Here is a 19,900-nt window from a genome sequence, read left to right as displayed (position 1 = left end):
TTCTCCTCAGGCAACCCGGCCGGCGCGGGCCAGCACGGCATTGAGCAATACATCGGCGCCCTGGCGCACGTCCTCGGGCAACACGTCTTCGGCTTCGTTGTGGCTCAGCCCGCCGACACAGGGGATGAACACCATGGCCGTCGGGCAATAGCGCGCCAGCAGGATGGCATCGTGACCGGCGCCGCTGACGATGGACTGTTGAGAGTAGCCAAGACCGTCCACCGCCTGTTGCACCGCCGCCACGCAGTCGGCGTCGAAAGGGGTGGCCGGGCTGACCCAATGGCGGCGGATACAAACCTTGAGCCCACGCTCCTCGGCGATGGCTTGCAGGCGCTGCTGGACCTGCAGCTCCATGTTGGCGATCTGTGAGTCCTGGTGATGGCGCAGGTCGACGGTGAACTCCAGCAACCCGGGGATGGTGTTGCGCGAGGACTTGGCGATGCGCAACTCACCCACGGTGGTCAGGCCCTGGGGGGCAAAATCCGCCGCCAACTGCTCCACCGCGAGAATCATCTGCGCCGCGCCATACAGGGCATCCTTGCGCAGCGGCATGGGCGTGGTGCCGGCGTGGGCTGCCAGGCCTTCGACCTGCACGTCGAGCCAGCAAATCGCCTGCCCCCCGCTGACCACGCCAATACTCTTGGCGTGGTCCTCAAGGATCGGCCCCTGTTCGATATGCGCTTCAAAATACGCATCCACCGCTCCACCCAGGGGGCGGCGGCCGGCATAACCACTTTGCTGCAGGGCTTGGGCGACGCTGATGCCCGCGGCGTCGCGCACCGCCAGGGCAGCGTCCAGGCTCATGACCCCGGTGAACACCGCCGAGCCGAACATCGCCGGGGTAAAGCGCGCGCCCTCTTCGTTGGTCCACACCGCCACGTCCAGCGGCTTGCGGGTTTGAATCCCCAGGTCATTGAGGGTACGCACCACTTCCAGTCCAGCCAGCACGCCGTACACGCCATCGAAGCGCCCGCCTTCGGGCTGGGTGTCGAGGTGGCTGCCGATCATCACCGGAGCAGCGTCGGGGTCGCTGCCGGGACGCCGGGCAAACAGATTGCCAATGGGGTCGACGCTCAGGCTCATACCAGCCTCGGTGCACCAGTGGACAAACAGGTCGCGGCCCGCTTTGTCTTCGTCGCTCAGGGCCAGGCGGCAACTGCCGCCACGGGCGGTGGCGCCAATTTCGGCCATGGCCATCAGGCTCGCCCACAGGCGCTGGCCGTTGATTTTCAACATCATCAGGTTCTCCGGTCACTCAAGCGTTGGGGGCTGTTTCAAGGCGATAGGCGTGGGCGTGTCGGCGCGACAAGGCCAGCACGCAGACCAGCGAGACGCCGGCGATCAGGCTGTAGAACAGCGCCATCGGCCACCACTGGCCGCTGAACTGGTGTGCCAGCCAGGTGCCGATCAGCGGAGTCAAACCGCCGGCCAGGGCACCGCACACCTGATAAGCCAGGGAGATTGCGGTGTAGCGCACCCGGGTGTCGAACAGGCCGCTGACGTAACCGGCGATCACCGCGTAGAAGGACGCCATGCACACCACCGCCAGGGCAATGCCGAGGATGATCAGCGGTGCCTGAGCCGAACTCACCAGCACGAACATCGGATAAGGCGAGGCCATGGCCAGCAGCGACACCAGGCACAGAAAGCGCGTGGCACCGATTTTTTCAGCCGTCCAGGCGGCCAGGGGCTGAATGCAGAACTGGATGATCGCCACCACGAACAGGCAGTCAAGAATCAGCGAGCGGGAGATCGCCAGTTCCTGCGTGGTGTAGGCAATCATGAAGGTGTTGGTGAAATACACCCCGGCGATCCCCAGGGTGTTGGCGCCAATGCACAGCAGCAGCGGACGCCAGGCGGTGCGCAGCACTTCCACGACTGGCGCCTGGGCCTTGACGGTGGTTCTGGCCGCCTGCTCGCGACTGACGAGGAACTCCGGCGACTCGTTGACCCCGAGGCGAATCGCCAGGCCCACCAGCAGCAACAGCGCACTGGCCAGGAACGGCAGGCGCCAGCCCCAGCTCATCAGTGCTTCCTCAGGCAAGCGGGTCACGGCGCTGAAGGCCAGCAGTGAAAGGATCAGCCCCGCCGGGCTACCCAGTTGAGCGAAGGAGGCAAAGAAGTTGCGCCGGCCCTTGGGCGCATGTTCACCGGCCATCAGCACCGCGCCGCCCCACTCCCCCCCCACGGCAATGCCCTGGACGATGCGCAGCAGAATCAGCAGCACCGGGGCCAGGGCACCGATCTGGGCATAAGTCGGCAGCAGGCCGATGCACACCGTGACCACACCCATCATCAGCAGGGTGATGACCAGGGATTTCTTGCGGCCGATGCGGTCGCCGATGTGGCCGAAGATGATGCCCCCCAGCGGCCGGGCGAAGAAGCCCACGGCGAAGGTGCCGAAAGCGGCCATGGTGCTGAACAGCTTGTCATCGGAGGGGAAGAACAAGGCACCGAACACCAGCGCCGCAGCGGTGGCGTAGATGTAGAAGTCGTACCACTCGATCATGGTGCCGATAAAGGCGGCGGCCGCAGCCCGGCGTGGCTGCGGCGAAGCAGAAGGCTTCATGGTTGGCTCCCTTGGTTATTTTTCTGGCAGGAGAATGGGTCACCCGCAGTCGCTTCTGTAGGCGTCTGTCTGGGGAGGATTTATCGGTTCAGGGCGATAATTAGTCAATTTTCTATTGGTTATCTCGATTATTATCATGGCTTATTATTCGCCTTAAGCCCGATCCAGAGCCCTTGCCATGTCCGACCACGATGCTCGCCGCCTGCTCAACGACCGCCTCGACTGGAACCTGCTGCGCACCTTTCGGGTGATCGGCCAGGAACTGAGCATCAGCCGCGCGGCGGCGCGCCTGCACCTGACCCAGCCGGCGGTGAGCCAGGCCCTCAAGCGCCTGGAGCAGCAGTTGGGTCGCCAGTTGATCGCCCGTCGCGGGCCGCGCTTTGCCCTGACCGAAGTGGGCGAGCAGATTTTCGCCCTGGCCGGGGAAATCTACGGCCAGATGTCTCAGGTCAGCAGCGTGCTGGAGCAGCCCGTCGACGAGGTGATCGGTAAAGTGCGCTTGTTGATCATCAGTCGGATCTGCAACGAGCGCTTCGACGACTTTCTGGCCGACTTTCATCGTCAACATCCCCGGGTCGACCTGGAAGTGGAGGTGATGCGCAGTTCGGACATCGTCAGTGCCTTGCAGGAAAAAACCGCAACCCTGGGCCTGAGCCTGAGTCGCCGACCGCAACCGCGCCTGGAACAGCGGCTGTTCCTGCGTCAGCGCTATGCTTTCTTCTGCGGCAAGCATCATCCATTGTTCGGCCGCCGGGACGTGGCCGAGGGCGATTTGCAGCGGGAGAATTTCGTCAGTTTCACCAGCGACCAAATCGGCGGCATGCTCTCGCCACTGACCATCTTCCGCGATCAACAAGGCTTCAGCGGGCGCATCGTTGCCTCCTCCCCCAGCCTGGAGGAGGTGCGTCGGCTGGTGATTGCCGGCTTCGGCATCGGCGGCCTGCCGCAGCATGTGGTGACCGCCGATGTCGACGCTGGGCTGCTCTGGCGCCTACCGCCCCACGAGGGCATCGCCGATGTCGACATCCATCTGCTGTGGAACCGCGAGCAACGTATGAGCCGTGCAGAAGCCCTGTTTCTCGGGCAACTGCAGAACACTCTGGTGCCTCAATAACCTTGGGCGCGATCCACAAGGTTGAGCAGCGGCTGACCCGCATTCAGGCGACGCAGGTTCTCCGCCACTTGCTGGGCAATGCAGTCGTGGGACGCCGCTGACGCCATGTGCGGGGTGACGGTGACACCGGGCATGCTCCACAAACGCTGATCGGCGGGCAGCGGCTCCTCATCGAAGACATCCAGCAAGGCGCCGCGCAACTGGCCACTGGACAGGGCCTGTTCCAGGTCGTCGAGGCATAAGTGGGCACCCCGTCCGCAATTGACCAGCGCCGCCCCCGGCGCCAGTCGGGCAAAGGTTTCCCCCCCGAGAATGCCCCGGGTCTCGGCGGTCAATGGCAACAGGTTGATCAACACCTCCAGCCCTTCCAGAAAGGCCGCTCGCCCCTGGGTGCCGACAAAGCACTGCACTGCGGGCAATTGCTTGGCGCTGCGGGCCCAGCCACGGACCTGATAACCGGCACCCGCCAGGTCCTGGGCAATGGCTGCGCCCAGGGACCCCAGCCCCATGACGCCGACCTTGAACAAACCCGCCGGGCGCTGCAGTGGGCGCTCCCAGCAACGCTCGGTCTGTTGTCGCAGCACCCGGTCAAAGCCCCGGTGATAGTGGATCACCGCCCAGCGCACGTACTCGGTCATGCCCTGGCGATGGCCGGTGTCCACCACTCGGCATACTGGTAATGCCGGGCAGCCGGGATCGTGTTCCAGGTGGTCGATGCCGGCCGCCACGGAGTGAATCAGGCGCAACTTGGGCAGCGCCTGCAAACGGCCCGCCGGCGGAAACCAGCACGCTGCCAGCGGTGCCTCGGCGGCGCCGGGATCATCCGCCAGCACAGCCCGGACCTGCGGCGCACAGCGGGCAAAGGCTTGCTGCAACTGTTGCAACAGCAGCCGGTCTCGGGACAACAGCACCACCGTGTTCATGACAGGTAGGACTCGCGCTGATGTTCGATCAGGGTCAGCGCCGCCTCCCAGGCCAATTCAATGATGTTGTCGGCATCGTCGCGTTCGAACTGCTCGGCGGTGTGGGCACACACTTGCGGCGACGGATAGTTGAGCACCGAGCCGCCCGCCAGGGCTTGCACCTGGGCCTGACAGGCACGCTCCAGAAAGTGGATCTCCTGGAAGGCATGGGCCACGCTGGCGCCGCCTACCAACAAGCCGTGATTGCGCAGAATCATCGCCTTGTGCGGCCCCAGATCGGCAATCAGCCGTTCACGCTCATCCAGCGACAAGGCAATACCTTCGTAGGTGTGATAAGCCAACTTGCCGTAGAACTTCAGCGCGTGCTGACTGATCGGCAGCAGCCCTTGCTTTTGCGCCGCCACGGCCATTCCAGCGGCCGTGTGAGTGTGGATCACGCAGTTGAGGTCCGGGCGCGCCATATGGATCGCCGAGTGGATGACAAACCCAGCCGCATTGACCCGATGTTCGCGGTAATGGGGATCGACGATGCGCCCATCCTGGTCGATGCGCACCAGATCGCTGGCACGCATGCGATCAAAAATCACCCCGTAGCGGTTGATCAAGAAATGATGCTCGGGGCCAGGTATGCGCAGGGTGATGTGAGTGTCGATCAAGTCGGTCATGCGAAAGTGCGCCACCAGGCGGTACAACGCCGCCAACTCACAGCGTGCCTGCCATTCAACAGCATTCATGTGTTCGGGTTTGCTCATGAGTACACCTCTTTAGGAACGGTTGGGATCATCGGGTTGGTGCGCATTCGCGCCAGTCCGCAGACACCGATCAGGGACAAGGCCGAGAGCAGGCTGAAGAACAGCGCCAGGGGCAGCCACTGCCCGGAAAACTTGCTGGCCAGCAAGGTGCCAATCAGTGGCGTGGTTCCCCCGGCCAAGGCACAACTGAGCTGGTAGGCGATGGAGATCCCCGAATAGCGCAAGTGCACCGGGAAGGCTTGGGTCATGTAGCCGGCAATCACTGCGTACAGCGCCGAGAGAATCACCACCGCCAGGGCGATACCGAGGGTCATCAAGACAATGTTCTGGGTGCCCACCAGGAGGAACATCGGATACGGCGTAAACAGACACGACAGTGCCACCAGGATCAGGAATCGCCCTTCGCCGACACGCTCGGCCAGTAACGCCGAGAGCGGCTGCGACAACAATTGGATCACCGTGACCAGGAACAGGCAGTCGAGGATGGTCGCTCGCGGTATGCCCTGGTACTGCGTGACGTAGGTGATCATGAACGTGTTGGTAAAGAAGAATCCGGCCGACCCGATGGTCACCGCGGCGGCAGCCAGGAGGATCTGCCGCCAACTGCTACGGATCACCTCCAGCACCGGGTATTCGGCGGTTTCGTTGTTGTCCCGGGCCTTGGCGAACTCCGGCGATTCATGCACCCCGGAGCGGATCATCAGGCCCACCATCATCAACAAGCCACTGGCGAGGAACGGCAGGCGCCAGCCCCAGGCGAGGAAGTCGTCGGGCTCCAGGCTGGTGACCAGGCGAAAGGCGATCAATGCCAGCAGCAGGCCCGCCGGACTGCCCAACTGGGCGAAGGAGGCGTAGAACGTCTTGCGCTTGGCTGGGGCATGTTCGCTGGCCATCAGCACCGCCCCACCCCACTCGCCCCCCACGGAAATACCCTGGACCAGCCGCAGCGCGATCAGGCTGATGGGGGCCCAAATACCAACACTGGCGTAGCTTGGCAACAGGCCAATGCCGGTGGTGGCCAAGCCCATCAGGGCCATGGTCAGCAAAAGCATCTTCTTGCGCCCGAGGCGATCCCCCAAATGACCGAACACCATGCCTGCCATGGGCCGGGCGATAAAGCCCACGGCGAAACTGCCGAACGCCGCCAGAGTGCTCATCACAGGATCACTGCTGGGGAAAAACACCTGCCCCAGTACCAGCGCGGCGGCCGTGGCATAGATGTAGAAATCGTAGAACTCGATGGTGGTGCCAATAAAGGCCGCCGCCGCAGCGCGTCGCGGCTGAGAGGTACTGTGCATGCAAGGACCCTGTGTATTTGTAGTTATGGGCAGGTACTGAAGGCTTGGTCACGTAGCGCTCTGGGGCGCTTGTGGGCTTTATCGCCGCCGTGTCAGGATTAGTCAATTTTGAAATTCTTATCACAACTATTAGCCCTGCTACTGCATGAGGTCGCCATGCCCACCAAAGACACCGCCGTCAGCCAATGGGGCGGTCGGCGCTTTCTCAATGACCGCCTGGACTGGAACCTGTTACGCACCTACCTGGTGATCGGCCAGGAAGGCGGCATGAGCCGCGCGGCGGCGCGCCTGCACATCACCCAGTCAGCGGTCAGCCAAGCCTTGAAGCGCCTTGAGGAACAACTCGGTTGCGTGCTGATTGCCCGTAGCGGGCGGCGCTTTGAACTCACCGAAACCGGTGAAGAGGTGTTGCGTATCGCTGCGGATATCTATGGGGATATTTCCCGTTTAGGGACCGTGGTGGAAAGTCGCCAGGATGACGTGGTGGGCAAGATCCGCATCCTCACCGTCAGCGGCGTGAAGGCTCAGCACTACGATGAGTTTCTTGCCGACTTCCATGCCGCGCACCCGAAGATCGAACTGGACGTCGAGGTGATGGGCAGCTCGAACATCATCAGCTCACTGCTGCAAAAGACCGCGACCCTGGGGGTTGGGCTCTGCCGTCTGGCACAGCCGAGGCTGGAGCAGCGCGTGCTGTTTCGCGAGCGCTATGCCTACTTCTGCGGCCAGCGTCATCGCCTGTTTGGTCAGGACAACCTGAGCCTGCAAGAGCTGGCCACGGAGAACTTTGTCAGCTTCACCAGTGACCAACTGGGCGGCAATCTTTCACCTTTGACCTTGTTCCGTGACCAGCAGGGTTTTACCGGTAAAATCGTCGCGTCTTCCACCAGTTTCGAAGAAATTTACCGACTGATCTGCGCCGGGTTTGGCATCGGCTGCCTGCCGATTCACCTGGTACGCCGGGATGTGGAGCAAGGCTTGCTGTGGCGCTTGCCCCCGGAAGACGGCGTGGTGGACTTCGATATCCAGTTGTTGTGGAACCGCGAGCAGAAGATGAGCCAGGCCGAAACGCTGTTTCTGCAGAGCATCCAGCACATGCTCAGTATTCGTGAGCAGGTGCCGGGGAGCTTGATCTTGAAATGACTCAGACGTGAGGGTTGCCAGGAGCCGTTGTAGGGCTGGCGTACTGCGGCTTGAGATGGCCGTTCTGATCCAGCAGCCAGGCGTCCATGATCTGCCGCACCACCGGGCCGGCAACCCGGCCACCGGCCTCACCGTTCTCGATCATCACCGAAATCACGATCTGCGGATGCTCGGCGGGAGCGAAGCCGACGAATAAGGCATTATCGCGATAGCGCTCTCGGGTCTTGAGGCGGTTGTAGCGCTCACCTTGCTTGATCGCCACCACCTGAGCGGTCCCGCTCTTGCCAGCAATCCGGTACTGCGCCCCGGCAGCGGCGGCGCGGGCGATACCCCGCGGATTGTGCATGACCATCTGCATGCCGTGGTTGACCTGCTCCCAGTCATCGGGATTTTTCAGCAGGATATTGGGTCTCGGGTGCTCGTCAACGGGAGCAACACCGTCGATGGTCTTGGCCAAGTGTGGGCGATTCCACACCCCCTTGTTGGCAATCAAGGCAGTAGCCTGAGCCAGTTGCAGCGGCGTGACCTGCATGTAGCCCTGGCCGATACCGAGAATCACCGTCTCCCCCGGGAACCAGGGCTGGCGACGCGTGGCGCGCTTCCAAGCTTGAGAAGGCATCAGCCCGGGCGACTCTTCGAACATGTCCAGCGAGACCTTCTCTCCAAGGCCGAACATCGCCATGTAATCGTGCAAACGGTCGATGCCCAGTCTGTGAGCCAGGTCGTAGAAGTAAGTGTCGTTGGAACGCATGATCGCCGCATCCATGTCCACCCAGCCATCACCGCTGTGGTTCCAGTTGCGGTATTTGTGGTCGAAGTCCGGCAACTGGTAATAGCCCGGATCGAACACCTTGGTCGATGGCGTCACCACGCCGGCATCGAGCCCGGCAATCGCCACTTCTGGCTTGATGGTGGAGCCCGGTGCATAAAGGCCCCGCAGCACCCGGTTGAACAGCGGACGATCAATAGAATCGCGCAGCGCCGCATATTGCTTGAAACTGATACCGGTAACGAACAAGTTGGGGTCAAAACTCGGCTTGCTGACCATGGCCAGTACTTCACCGGTGGACGGATCGAGGGCAACGACAGAACCTCGTCGATCGCCCAGGGCTTCTTCAGCCGCCTCCTGGAGCTTCACATCGAGGCTCAGGACGATGTTCTTCCCTGGGGTGGGGTCGGTGTGTTTAAGCACGCGCATGACCCGCCCCTGCGCGTTGGTTTCAACTTCTTCATAACCGACATGACCGTGCAATTCTGACTCGTAGAACTTCTCGATGCCGGTTTTGCCAATGGACTGAGTCCCCCGGTACTCCACCGAGTCCAAGGTCTTGGCTTCCTTCTCGTTGATCCGTCCGACGTAGCCGATGGAATGGGCGAAGTGTGCGCCCATCGGGTAATGACGGACGAACTGGGCTTGCACATCCAGACCCGGCAGACGGTATTCATTGACCGCCAATACCGCGATCTGCTTTTCAGTGAGCTCGTAGAACAATGTCACAGGCACGAAGGGATGGCGGACCTGCTTCATCTCCTTATCGAACAGCGTGCGATCTTCTGGAGGCAAGTGCAGCAGGTCGACCACGGTGTCCAGTTCGCCCTTGAGGTTGGTGGCGCGCTCACGAATGATGGTCAGGTTGAAGCTGGGACGGTTATCGGCAAGCAGCACACCGTTGCGATCATAGATAAGCCCGCGGGGTGGAGTGATCGGCAGGACGTGTACGCGGTTATTTTCAGAGACGGTGGAGTGATAATCGAACTCCACTACTTGCAGGACATACATGCGTGCCACCAGAGCACAACTGATGGCAACCACCAATACAGCGCAGGCCAATAGTCGCTTGTTGACCAAGCGGCTTTCTTTCTCATGGTCCTTGATCGGAATCGCTTCAGGCATTGCAGCAACGTCTCATTGAATAGAGGTCGACGCTAATCCGTGCGGGTGAACTCAAGTCCTTTTAAAAGAGCTGCACCATACCAAAAACCATCTGCAGACTTTAAACCGATTTGGCTTGTGCCTGATCGGTGGCCTCGTCACCACTGCGTTAGTGACGCTTCTTGTGAAACACTTCCGATCTAAAACGTCTACGGCAGATAGGGACCGAACTGTCTCATGAGGTTTTAAACCCAGCTCGCGTATCCCTTTAAATGGCGAACAGCCATTAGCATATAAATCACCTGATCCCTCCCCGAACTCAGAAGTGAAACGATCAGGTAAAGTGCTCAACCAAGACATCTCCTAGATTTTCCACGCCACGTCGACATGCAAGCTCCGCCTTACAATGAGGCTGGGATGATAGCCACGCCCAAAGCCATTGCATAGAAATCACCGCAGACAACGGGCTTCAGAGGGAAGTCTGAGCGCTGGTAGCCGTAGCCGAGCGGCCATTGCCGACCCAGGTCCCGCTGCTTTTCTGTGGCCACAAAGACAAAACCCCAACTGCTTTCGCAATTGGGGTTTCGGAATTTAATCTTGACGATGACCTACTCTCACATGGGGAAACCCCACACTACCATCGGCGATGCATCGTTTCACTTCTGAGTTCGGGATGGGATCAGGTGGTTCCAACGCTCTATGGTCGTCAAGAAATTCGGTAGCCAGTCCGTTGCCTGTGCAACGTGCCAGCAAATGGGTATGTAATAGCTTTGTGTGTTTGCAAACTTTCGGTTCGTTTCGTCTTCACACACCGCAACTCGCTTCTTAAGCAAATTGCTTGGGTGTTATATGGTCAAGCCTCACGGGCAATTAGTATTGGTTAGCTCAACGCCTCACAGCGCTTACACACCCAACCTATCAACGTCGTAGTCTTCGACGGCCCTTTAGGGGATTCAAGATCCCAGTGAGATCTCATCTTGAGGCAAGTTTCCCGCTTAGATGCTTTCAGCGGTTATCTTTTCCGAACATAGCTACCCGGCAATGCCACTGGCGTGACAACCGGAACACCAGAGGTTCGTCCACTCCGGTCCTCTCGTACTAGGAGCAGCCCCTCTCAAATCTCAAACGTCCACGGCAGATAGGGACCGAACTGTCTCACGACGTTCTAAACCCAGCTCGCGTACCACTTTAAATGGCGAACAGCCATACCCTTGGGACCGGCTTCAGCCCCAGGATGTGATGAGCCGACATCGAGGTGCCAAACACCGCCGTCGATATGAACTCTTGGGCGGTATCAGCCTGTTATCCCCGGAGTACCTTTTATCCGTTGAGCGATGGCCCTTCCATACAGAACCACCGGATCACTAAGACCTACTTTCGTACCTGCTCGACGTGTCTGTCTCGCAGTCAAGCGCGCTTTTGCCTTTATACTCTACGACCGATTTCCGACCGGTCTGAGCGCACCTTCGTACTCCTCCGTTACTCTTTAGGAGGAGACCGCCCCAGTCAAACTACCCACCATACACTGTCCTCGATCCGGATAACGGACCTGAGTTAGAACCTCAAAGTTGCCAGGGTGGTATTTCAAGGATGGCTCCACGCAAACTGGCGTTCACGCTTCAAAGCCTCCCACCTATCCTACACAAGCAAATTCAAAGTCCAGTGCAAAGCTATAGTAAAGGTTCACGGGGTCTTTCCGTCTAGCCGCGGATACACTGCATCTTCACAGCGATTTCAATTTCACTGAGTCTCGGGTGGAGACAGCGCCGCCATCGTTACGCCATTCGTGCAGGTCGGAACTTACCCGACAAGGAATTTCGCTACCTTAGGACCGTTATAGTTACGGCCGCCGTTTACCGGGGCTTCGATCAAGAGCTTCGCGTTAGCTAACCCCATCAATTAACCTTCCGGCACCGGGCAGGCGTCACACCCTATACGTCCACTTTCGTGTTTGCAGAGTGCTGTGTTTTTAATAAACAGTCGCAGCGGCCTGGTATCTTCGACCGGCATGAGCTTACGGAGCAAGTCCTTCACCCTCACCGGCGCACCTTCTCCCGAAGTTACGGTGCCATTTTGCCTAGTTCCTTCACCCGAGTTCTCTCAAGCGCCTTGGTATTCTCTACCCAACCACCTGTGTCGGTTTGGGGTACGGTTCCTAGTTATCTGAAGCTTAGAAGCTTTTCTTGGAAGCATGGCATCAACCACTTCGTCACCTAAAAGGTAACTCGTCATCAGCTCTCGGCCTTAGAATCCCGGATTTACCTAAGATTCCAGCCTACCACCTTAAACTTGGACAACCAACGCCAAGCTGGCCTAGCCTTCTCCGTCCCTCCATCGCAATAACTAGAAGTACAGGAATATTAACCTGTTTTCCATCGACTACGCTTTTCAGCCTCGCCTTAGGGACCGACTAACCCTGCGTCGATTAACGTTGCGCAGGAAACCTTGGTCTTTCGGCGTGGGTGTTTTTCACACCCATTGTCGTTACTCATGTCAGCATTCGCACTTCTGATACCTCCAGCAAGCTTCTCAACTCACCTTCACAGGCTTACAGAACGCTCCTCTACCGCATCACTTACGTGATACCCGTAGCTTCGGTGTATGGTTTGAGCCCCGTTACATCTTCCGCGCAGGCCGACTCGACTAGTGAGCTATTACGCTTTCTTTAAAGGGTGGCTGCTTCTAAGCCAACCTCCTAGCTGTCTAAGCCTTCCCACATCGTTTCCCACTTAACCATAACTTTGGGACCTTAGCTGACGGTCTGGGTTGTTTCCCTTTTCACGACGGACGTTAGCACCCGCCGTGTGTCTCCCATGCTCGGCACTTGTAGGTATTCGGAGTTTGCATCGGTTTGGTAAGTCGGGATGACCCCCTAGCCGAAACAGTGCTCTACCCCCTACAGTGATACATGAGGCGCTACCTAAATAGCTTTCGAGGAGAACCAGCTATCTCCGAGCTTGATTAGCCTTTCACTCCGATCCACAGGTCATCCGCTAACTTTTCAACGGTAGTCGGTTCGGTCCTCCAGTCAGTGTTACCTAACCTTCAACCTGCCCATGGATAGATCGCCCGGTTTCGGGTCTATTCCCAGCGACTAGACGCCCTATTAAGACTCGCTTTCGCTACGCCTCCCCTATTCGGTTAAGCTCGCCACTGAAAATAAGTCGCTGACCCATTATACAAAAGGTACGCAGTCACAGAACAAAGTCTGCTCCCACTGCTTGTACGCATACGGTTTCAGGATCTATTTCACTCCCCTCTCCGGGGTTCTTTTCGCCTTTCCCTCACGGTACTAGTTCACTATCGGTCAGTCAGTAGTATTTAGCCTTGGAGGATGGTCCCCCCATATTCAGACAAGGTTTCTCGTGCCCCGTCCTACTCGATTTCATGACTAAGAGATTTTCGCGTACAGGGCTATCACCCACTATGGCCGCACTTTCCAGAGCGTTCCGCTAATCTCAAAGCCACTTAAGGGCTAGTCCCCGTTCGCTCGCCACTACTAAGGGAATCTCGGTTGATTTCTTTTCCTCAGGGTACTTAGATGTTTCAGTTCCCCTGGTTCGCCTCTTGCACCTATGTATTCAGTACAAGATAACCATCTTATGATGGCTGGGTTCCCCCATTCAGAGATCTCCGGATCAAAGTCTGTTTGCCGACTCCCCGAAGCTTATCGCAGGCTACCACGTCTTTCATCGCCTCTGACTGCCAAGGCATCCACCGTATGCGCTTCTTCACTTGACCATATAACCCCAAGCAATCTGGTTATACTATGAAGACGACATTCGCCGAAAATTTGCAATTTAACTCACAAATTTTACCTTAGCCTGATCCGTTACCAGTGAAAGTAACGTTCAGTCTATCTTTCTATCACATACCCAAATTTTTAAAGAACGATCTAATCAAAAGACTAGAAATCAACATTCAAAGTGAATGCTCATTTCTAAGCTTTCAGAAGCAGTTTATGGTGGAGCCAAGCGGGATCGAACCGCTGACCTCCTGCGTGCAAGGCAGGCGCTCTCCCAGCTGAGCTATGGCCCCATAACAAAATTGGTGGGTCTGGGCAGATTCGAACTGCCGACCTCACCCTTATCAGGGGTGCGCTCTAACCAACTGAGCTACAGACCCAATTTCGAGCTTGTAACTGTTAGCTTGGAGCTATCAGCTTGGAGCTTAAAGCTGCTTCTATCGTCTTCTTCAATGAATCAAGCAATTCGTGTGGGAGCTTATGAAGCAGCTGATGTCGTCGATTAAGGAGGTGATCCAGCCGCAGGTTCCCCTACGGCTACCTTGTTACGACTTCACCCCAGTCATGAATCACACCGTGGTAACCGTCCTCCCGAAGGTTAGACTAGCTACTTCTGGTGCAACCCACTCCCATGGTGTGACGGGCGGTGTGTACAAGGCCCGGGAACGTATTCACCGCGACATTCTGATTCGCGATTACTAGCGATTCCGACTTCACGCAGTCGAGTTGCAGACTGCGATCCGGACTACGATCGGTTTTATGGGATTAGCTCCACCTCGCGGCTTGGCAACCCTCTGTACCGACCATTGTAGCACGTGTGTAGCCCAGGCCGTAAGGGCCATGATGACTTGACGTCATCCCCACCTTCCTCCGGTTTGTCACCGGCAGTCTCCTTAGAGTGCCCACCATAACGTGCTGGTAACTAAGGACAAGGGTTGCGCTCGTTACGGGACTTAACCCAACATCTCACGACACGAGCTGACGACAGCCATGCAGCACCTGTCTCAATGTTCCCGAAGGCACCAATCTATCTCTAGAAAGTTCATTGGATGTCAAGGCCTGGTAAGGTTCTTCGCGTTGCTTCGAATTAAACCACATGCTCCACCGCTTGTGCGGGCCCCCGTCAATTCATTTGAGTTTTAACCTTGCGGCCGTACTCCCCAGGCGGTCAACTTAATGCGTTAGCTGCGCCACTAAGAGCTCAAGGCTCCCAACGGCTAGTTGACATCGTTTACGGCGTGGACTACCAGGGTATCTAATCCTGTTTGCTCCCCACGCTTTCGCACCTCAGTGTCAGTATCAGTCCAGGTGGTCGCCTTCGCCACTGGTGTTCCTTCCTATATCTACGCATTTCACCGCTACACAGGAAATTCCACCACCCTCTACCATACTCTAGCTTGCCAGTTTTGGATGCAGTTCCCAGGTTGAGCCCGGGGCTTTCACATCCAACTTAACAAACCACCTACGCGCGCTTTACGCCCAGTAATTCCGATTAACGCTTGCACCCTCTGTATTACCGCGGCTGCTGGCACAGAGTTAGCCGGTGCTTATTCTGTCGGTAACGTCAAAACAATTACGTATTAGGTAACTGCCCTTCCTCCCAACTTAAAGTGCTTTACAATCCGAAGACCTTCTTCACACACGCGGCATGGCTGGATCAGGCTTTCGCCCATTGTCCAATATTCCCCACTGCTGCCTCCCGTAGGAGTCTGGACCGTGTCTCAGTTCCAGTGTGACTGATCATCCTCTCAGACCAGTTACGGATCGTCGCCTTGGTGAGCCATTACCTCACCAACTAGCTAATCCGACCTAGGCTCATCTGATAGCGTGAGGTCCGAAGATCCCCCACTTTCTCCCGTAGGACGTATGCGGTATTAGCGCCCGTTTCCGGACGTTATCCCCCACTACCAGGCAGATTCCTAGGCATTACTCACCCGTCCGCCGCTCGCCACCAGGTACAAGTACCCGTGCTGCCGCTCGACTTGCATGTGTTAGGCCTGCCGCCAGCGTTCAATCTGAGCCATGATCAAACTCTTCAGTTCAAACATCTTTGGGTTTTGAGAAAACCCTAAACTTGGCTCAGCAATCGTTGGTTACATCTTTGATTTCTCGCGGAGTAACTTGTGATGCTGATAATCTTTTTGACTATCAGTCTGACTCCACAAGCACCCACACGAATTGCTTGATTCAGTTGTTAAAGAGCGGTTGGTTAAGATCTTTCGTCTCAACCGAGGCGCGCATTCTACAGCAGCCTCATTTGCTGTCAAGTGATTTTTTTAAGAAGTTTTCAAAGTTTCCTTTTTAACTTCAACCACTTGCGCTTCCGATCTCTCGTCAGCGGGAGGCGAATTCTACAGCGTTACACGCTGCTGTCAACACCTCTTTTTAACCGCTTTCGACCGAGAGGATCGAATCGTTAACAAGGCGAAAACACACTGCCTTACTAACTGCTTCTGGCTTCGATGATCTGAAGCGTAACCGCTGTCGAAAACTGCGCAACTCGTTGAATCTCAAGGAGTTTTCCGTTTCGACTGCGCCGGAAGTGGGGCGAATTATAGACCTGTAGAATCTGCCGTCAACACTTAATTTGCATTTTCTATGATTCAACGCAAAAACTTTGGCAGGCCGCCTTTATATAGGGCACAAAAAAGACCCTGCGCACTATATTGCTCATTTTTCATTAGTTGAGCATCATGCTCCACGCACCGCCCTCTTTATTACCAACACTGGAAACCCCTCCGCATGAACGACCAACCGCGCAGTCTTGCCTCGACCCTGTTTCCGGTAGGCCTGCTGCTGATTGCCATGGCCTCGATTCAATCAGGCGCCTCCCTGGCCAAAAGCATGTTCCCCGTCGTTGGTGCTCAGGGAACAACCACCCTGCGGCTGATTTTCGCCAGCATCATCATGCTGCTTCTATTAAGGCCCTGGCGCGCCAAGCTCACGGCCAAGACCCTGCGCACGGTGATCGTTTATGGGATGGCGCTGGGTGGCATGAATTTCCTCTTCTATATGTCCTTGCGAAGCGTGCCACTGGGAATCGCCGTCGCCCTAGAATTCACCGGCCCCCTCGCAGTGGCCATCTATGCATCACGCAAGGCAATCGACTTCCTTTGGATCGCGCTGGCCATCGTCGGGCTTCTGCTGCTGATTCCCACCGGAGCCACCGAGACCGCCATCGACCTGGTAGGTGCAGGCTATGCATTGGGCGCAGGAGTCTGTTGGGCGCTGTACATTCTGTTTGGACAGAAAGCCGGGGCCGAGAATGGTATTCAGACGGCAGCGCTGGGCGTGATGATCGCAGCGTTGTTTGTCGCTCCCATAGGCATCGTCCACGCCGGCTCCGCGTTGCTGACCCCCGCCCTGATTCCAGTCGCACTGGGCGTGGCCATCTTGTCTACCGCTCTGCCCTACAGTCTGGAGATGGTTGCGCTAACGCGGATGCCGGCTCGCACCTTCGGCACTCTGATGAGTATCGAACCGGCTTTCGGCGCACTCTCTGGCCTGCTGTTCCTGCATGAGTACCTATCCCTGGCGCAATGGATGGCGATTGCCTGCATCATCCTGGCCTCTGTGGGGGCGACCATGACCATGCGCCGCAACTCCAAACCATTAGTTGCAGCTGATTAACGCTCAACTCTGGTAATTGGCGCTCAATTAGGCCATGTTTAGCCATCTGCTCAACGTCACCCAGGAAGTTGTCAGACAGGGATATCGCACACGCAAAAGACGACAGGTATTGCAGTCACACTTGGGCATTTAGATCCAAGGCTAGCGATAAGGACGGGGATGAAACGATTTTTGATACTGTTGGCCATACTTGCCCTTGCAGGCTGCGCGGCCACCGCCAAGACAGAATTCAAACGGGGTAAGAAAGGACTCCACATCAACTGCTCTGGCCTTTCCTCTTCCTGGAACAGGTGCTACACCAAGGCGAGCGAATCCTGTGGTTCCAAGGGTTACAAGGTCATCGCCAAGTCAGGTGATACCGTGGAAGACCCCGGCGACTACCTCTTCGGACTCAATCCTGCCGGCTACACCAGCCGTAGCATGATCGTCATCTGTAAATAGCGGTATCAAGCCATCCATGGGCGGCTCATTCAGTCGTCCACGGGTTTGTTCATGCCTGGACCTCAAGACCTGACGCTGAATCACCCGCGTCCGCACCACCAACGCTCCCGCATCCTCCGACAGAATCGACCTGGCTAGGCTTCCCAGCGTCCGGGCGCTTGCCTGATGCAACGGCCAGATCAAGCCCTCGACCGGCTGTCGCCCGTCAATGCTCCCTCGAGAGCTACCCGCGCCAAGGCTTCGTGCGTGCGCACCTCGCGTCGGGCAGCAAATTCTCGACTGAACCACGACGAAGAGGCCAAGGGGACTGGACTACCCTCACAACCAAGCAGGCATTGCATGAGGAGTATTTGGTGCCCCCGGCCTGTTTGTAGATGAGGCATCCTTTCGATCGGGACCGTCTCAACTTCAGGCAGAACGCCTTGCGCAAACCACAACCGAGGCCAGCGGCAGCCACTAAGCCGCCGCCGGCACCTTCAGCCATCTCACCCGCATTGCACGGCTGAGATCGCCCCTCAGATCGCCGCCGTGCGCGCCTGCAACCACTCCAGCGCCGCGCCGTCGAGCAGAGGGCTCAGACGCTGGCGCACTTCGGCATGGTAGGCATTGAACCACTCGCGCTCATCCTGGGTAAGCCAGGAAAGTTCCAGACAACGGCTGTCGATCGGACACAGTGTCAGGGTTTCGAATCGCAGGAACTCGCCAAACTCAGTGCTGCCCGCCTCGCAATTCAACACCAGGTTCTCGATCCGTACCCCCCAACGGCCAGGACGATAGGTCCCAGGCTCTATGGAAGTGATCATCCCCGGTTGCATCGCGGTATGCGCTGCTGGTGCGGCCTGATAGGCAATAACCTGCGGCCCCTCATGCACATTGAGGAAATAGCCAACGCCATGCCCTGTCCCGTGTCCGTAGTCCACGCCGTCAGCCCAAATCGGCGCGCGAGCAATGGCATCCAGCAACGGCGAGAGAATGCCTCGGGGAAACCGCGCCCGAGACAGCGCAATAACGCCCTTGAGCACCCGGGTGCAATCGCGCTTCTGCTCGGCACTTGGGGTACCGATCGGTACCATCCGCGTGATGTCCGTGGTGCCGCCCAAGTATTGGCCGCCGGAGTCGATCAGCAACAGGCCGTCGCCCTCGATCACCGCATGTTCCTCAGGCGTGGCGTGGTAATGGGGCATGGCGCCATTGGCGTTGAACGCTGCAATGGTGTTGAAGCTCAGGGACACGTAACCCGGCCGCCGCTCACGGGCCGCGGTCAGGTGTTCATCGATGCTTAACTCGGTGATCCGCTCACAACCCAGGGCCGTTTCCAGCCAGGCAAAAAACTCGCATAACGCCGCGCCATCCTGCTCCATGGCCTGACGAATGTGCTTGGCATCCGCCAGGCTCTTGCGCGACTTGGCCAAGGTAGTGGGATTGAGCCCTTCCACCAGCGTCACGCCAGGGTTCAGGTTTTCCAGCAAGCCGGCCGTGACCCGCGCCGGATCGATCTGCAGGTTCGCGCCTTCTGGCACACCACGCAGCGCTGCCGCCACTTCCGAATAATCGCGTAGGCGTACGCCATCGGCTTCAAGTACCCCGCGCAGTTGCTCATCAATCTTGTTCAGGGCCACGAACAACGTGGCCTGCTGCTGGCTGATCAACGCGAAGGACACAAACACCGGATTGAACGAAACATCCGCGCCACGCAGGTTGAACAGCCAAGCGATGTCGTCGAGGGTGGCGATGAAGTGCCAGTCAGCACCACGTTCCTTGAGGGCTTCCCGCAGCGTGGCCAGTTTCTCCACCCGGCTTTGCGTGGCTTGTGGCGGTAAGTGCTGGTAGACCGGTTGCTGCGGCAATGCGGGGCGATCGCTCCATACTTCCTGGAGCAGGTCGATATCGGTGCGCAGGCTGGCCCCGCGTTCCTGCAACTTGCTGCCCAGGTTACGGGCCGAGGCCACGGCCATGACCGCACCGTCCACCGCCACCACGCTGCCTTTGGGCGCGTGCTCGGCCAGCCAGTCCAGCGGGCCGGGCTGACCCGGCTGCAACTTCACCAACTCAATGCCGCTGCCATTGAGCTCCTTGGTGGCCTGCTCCCAATAACGGCTGTCGGCCCAAACCCCGGCGAAATCCGCGGTCACGATCAACGTGCCCACCGAACCATGAAAACCCGAGAGCCACTGGCGCCCCTGCCAATAGCCCGGCAGGTATTCCGACAAGTGCGGGTCGGCCGAAGGCACCAGCAAGGCATGAATGCCCTCACGGCGCATCAACTGTCGAACATGCGCCAGGCGCTTGGGAACCATTCCCTGGGTCAAAGGCTGGGTACTCATTGTGTCTCCTTAACCGGCTAAATAATTGTTATGGAAGGTCGAGATCACTCAACCCTCAAGTCTGGACTGCGGCCCAAAACGCCACCTC

The 19,900-nt window shown here is 58.1% G+C and carries 11 protein-coding genes, 2 tRNA genes and 3 rRNA genes; 4 read left to right on the top strand and 12 right to left on the bottom strand.

From position 1 onward, the window contains the following. Positions 1-6: 6 nt before the first annotated feature. Both PLD_RS10080 and PLD_RS10075 read right to left on the bottom strand, forming a co-directional pair. The gene (locus tag PLD_RS10080; protein ID WP_159893468.1) at positions 7-1,236 is read right to left on the bottom strand and encodes a Zn-dependent hydrolase; all 1,230 of its coding nucleotides are present in this window, start codon (positions 1,234-1,236) and stop codon (positions 7-9) included. 19 nt (positions 1,237-1,255) lie between these two features. Continuing rightward, positions 1,256-2,569, bottom strand: a complete 1,314-nt coding sequence (locus PLD_RS10075) for an MFS transporter (RefSeq protein WP_159892199.1) — start codon at positions 2,567-2,569, stop codon at positions 1,256-1,258. Positions 2,570-2,747: 178 nt separating this feature from the next. Here PLD_RS10075 and PLD_RS10070 point away from each other — a divergent pair, with 178 nt between their 5' ends. Further along, on the top strand, positions 2,748-3,683 hold the full coding sequence (locus tag PLD_RS10070; RefSeq protein WP_159892197.1) for a LysR family transcriptional regulator: 936 nt from the start codon (positions 2,748-2,750) through the stop codon (positions 3,681-3,683). Here PLD_RS10070 and PLD_RS10065 read toward each other — a convergent pair. From PLD_RS10065 to PLD_RS10055, 3 genes are read right to left on the bottom strand one after another with little or no spacing between them, the layout of a single operon-like run. Continuing rightward, positions 3,677-4,606 (bottom strand): glyoxylate/hydroxypyruvate reductase A, encoded by a 930-nt coding sequence (locus PLD_RS10065; protein WP_159892195.1) that lies wholly within the window; start codon positions 4,604-4,606, stop codon positions 3,677-3,679. The two genes, PLD_RS10070 and PLD_RS10065, sit on opposite strands and share 7 nt — an antisense overlap. Beyond that, complete coding sequence (locus tag PLD_RS10060; RefSeq protein ID WP_159892193.1) at positions 4,603-5,358, bottom strand: class II aldolase/adducin family protein; 756 nt, start codon at positions 5,356-5,358, stop codon at positions 4,603-4,605. The genes PLD_RS10065 and PLD_RS10060 overlap by 4 nt, the downstream gene beginning before the upstream one ends. Next, on the bottom strand, positions 5,355-6,656 hold the full coding sequence (locus tag PLD_RS10055) for an MFS transporter (RefSeq protein WP_159892191.1): 1,302 nt from the start codon (positions 6,654-6,656) through the stop codon (positions 5,355-5,357). The genes PLD_RS10060 and PLD_RS10055 overlap by 4 nt, the downstream gene beginning before the upstream one ends. A 156-nt stretch (positions 6,657-6,812) precedes the next feature. Here PLD_RS10055 and PLD_RS10050 point away from each other — a divergent pair, with 156 nt between their 5' ends. Next, the gene (locus PLD_RS10050; protein ID WP_159892189.1) at positions 6,813-7,799 is read left to right on the top strand and encodes a LysR family transcriptional regulator; all 987 of its coding nucleotides are present in this window, start codon (positions 6,813-6,815) and stop codon (positions 7,797-7,799) included. 1 nt (position 7,800) lies between these two features. Here PLD_RS10050 and mrdA read toward each other — a convergent pair whose 3' ends face one another. The 6 genes from mrdA to PLD_RS10020 all read right to left on the bottom strand — a co-directional run bounded on the left by mrdA (position 7,801) and on the right by PLD_RS10020 (position 15,459). Beyond that, positions 7,801-9,693, bottom strand: a complete 1,893-nt coding sequence (mrdA, locus tag PLD_RS10045; protein ID WP_159892187.1) for a penicillin-binding protein 2 — start codon at positions 9,691-9,693, stop codon at positions 7,801-7,803. A 574-nt stretch (positions 9,694-10,267) separates the two neighbouring features. Next, a 5S ribosomal RNA gene (gene rrf / locus PLD_RS10040) occupies positions 10,268-10,383 on the bottom strand. 138 nt (positions 10,384-10,521) lie between these two features. Then, a 23S ribosomal RNA gene (locus PLD_RS10035) occupies positions 10,522-13,413 on the bottom strand. A 221-nt stretch (positions 13,414-13,634) separates the two neighbouring features. Next, a tRNA-Ala gene (locus PLD_RS10030) sits at positions 13,635-13,710 on the bottom strand. Between the two features lie 10 nt (positions 13,711-13,720). Then, positions 13,721-13,797 (bottom strand) — tRNA-Ile (locus PLD_RS10025). Positions 13,798-13,920: 123 nt separating this feature from the next. Continuing rightward, a 16S ribosomal RNA gene (locus PLD_RS10020) occupies positions 13,921-15,459 on the bottom strand. The 16S, 23S and 5S rRNA genes sit together here with 2 tRNA genes alongside, the layout of an rRNA operon. A gap of 700 nt (positions 15,460-16,159) precedes the next feature. On the opposite strand from PLD_RS10020, the gene rhtA reads away from it, so the two are divergent. After that, positions 16,160-17,047: a threonine/homoserine exporter RhtA gene (gene rhtA, locus PLD_RS10010; protein ID WP_159892185.1), complete on the top strand. Its 888-nt coding sequence runs from the start codon at positions 16,160-16,162 to the stop codon at positions 17,045-17,047. A 159-nt stretch (positions 17,048-17,206) separates the two neighbouring features. Beyond that, the gene (locus PLD_RS10005) at positions 17,207-17,488 is read left to right on the top strand and encodes a hypothetical protein (protein ID WP_159892183.1); all 282 of its coding nucleotides are present in this window, start codon (positions 17,207-17,209) and stop codon (positions 17,486-17,488) included. A 515-nt stretch (positions 17,489-18,003) separates the two neighbouring features. Here the strand turns inward: PLD_RS10005 and PLD_RS10000 are convergent. After that, entirely contained in the window at positions 18,004-19,812 is a 1,809-nt protein-coding gene (locus tag PLD_RS10000) for an aminopeptidase P family protein (protein WP_159892181.1), read from the bottom strand. Positions 19,813-19,900 lie beyond the last annotated feature (88 nt).

Source organism: Pseudomonas sp. LD120, assembly GCF_009861525.1.
Lineage (GTDB): Bacteria > Pseudomonadota > Gammaproteobacteria > Pseudomonadales > Pseudomonadaceae > Aquipseudomonas.
The sequence above is the reverse complement of the archived record's forward strand: the minus strand, read 5'-3'. Positions and strand labels throughout refer to the sequence as shown.

What these genes read in the sequence shown, in the direction of transcription:
- PLD_RS10055 (WP_159892191.1), bottom strand. Translation starts at nt 6,656, where the DNA reads ATGCACAGTACCTCTCAGCCGCGACGCGCTGCGGCGGCGGCCTTTATT.
- PLD_RS10075 (WP_159892199.1), bottom strand. Translation starts at nt 2,569, where the DNA reads ATGAAGCCTTCTGCTTCGCCGCAGCCACGCCGGGCTGCGGCCGCCGCC.
- mrdA (WP_159892187.1), bottom strand. Translation starts at nt 9,693, where the DNA reads ATGCCTGAAGCGATTCCGATCAAGGACCATGAGAAAGAAAGCCGCTTG.
- PLD_RS10000 (WP_159892181.1), bottom strand. Translation starts at nt 19,812, where the DNA reads ATGAGTACCCAGCCTTTGACCCAGGGAATGGTTCCCAAGCGCCTGGCG.
- PLD_RS10005 (WP_159892183.1), top strand. Translation starts at nt 17,207, where the DNA reads ATGAAACGATTTTTGATACTGTTGGCCATACTTGCCCTTGCAGGCTGC.
- PLD_RS10080 (WP_159893468.1), bottom strand. Translation starts at nt 1,236, where the DNA reads ATGTTGAAAATCAACGGCCAGCGCCTGTGGGCGAGCCTGATGGCCATG.
- PLD_RS10060 (WP_159892193.1), bottom strand. Translation starts at nt 5,358, where the DNA reads ATGAGCAAACCCGAACACATGAATGCTGTTGAATGGCAGGCACGCTGT.
- PLD_RS10070 (WP_159892197.1), top strand. Translation starts at nt 2,748, where the DNA reads ATGTCCGACCACGATGCTCGCCGCCTGCTCAACGACCGCCTCGACTGG.
- PLD_RS10065 (WP_159892195.1), bottom strand. Translation starts at nt 4,606, where the DNA reads ATGAACACGGTGGTGCTGTTGTCCCGAGACCGGCTGCTGTTGCAACAG.
- rhtA (WP_159892185.1), top strand. Translation starts at nt 16,160, where the DNA reads ATGAACGACCAACCGCGCAGTCTTGCCTCGACCCTGTTTCCGGTAGGC.
- PLD_RS10050 (WP_159892189.1), top strand. Translation starts at nt 6,813, where the DNA reads ATGCCCACCAAAGACACCGCCGTCAGCCAATGGGGCGGTCGGCGCTTT.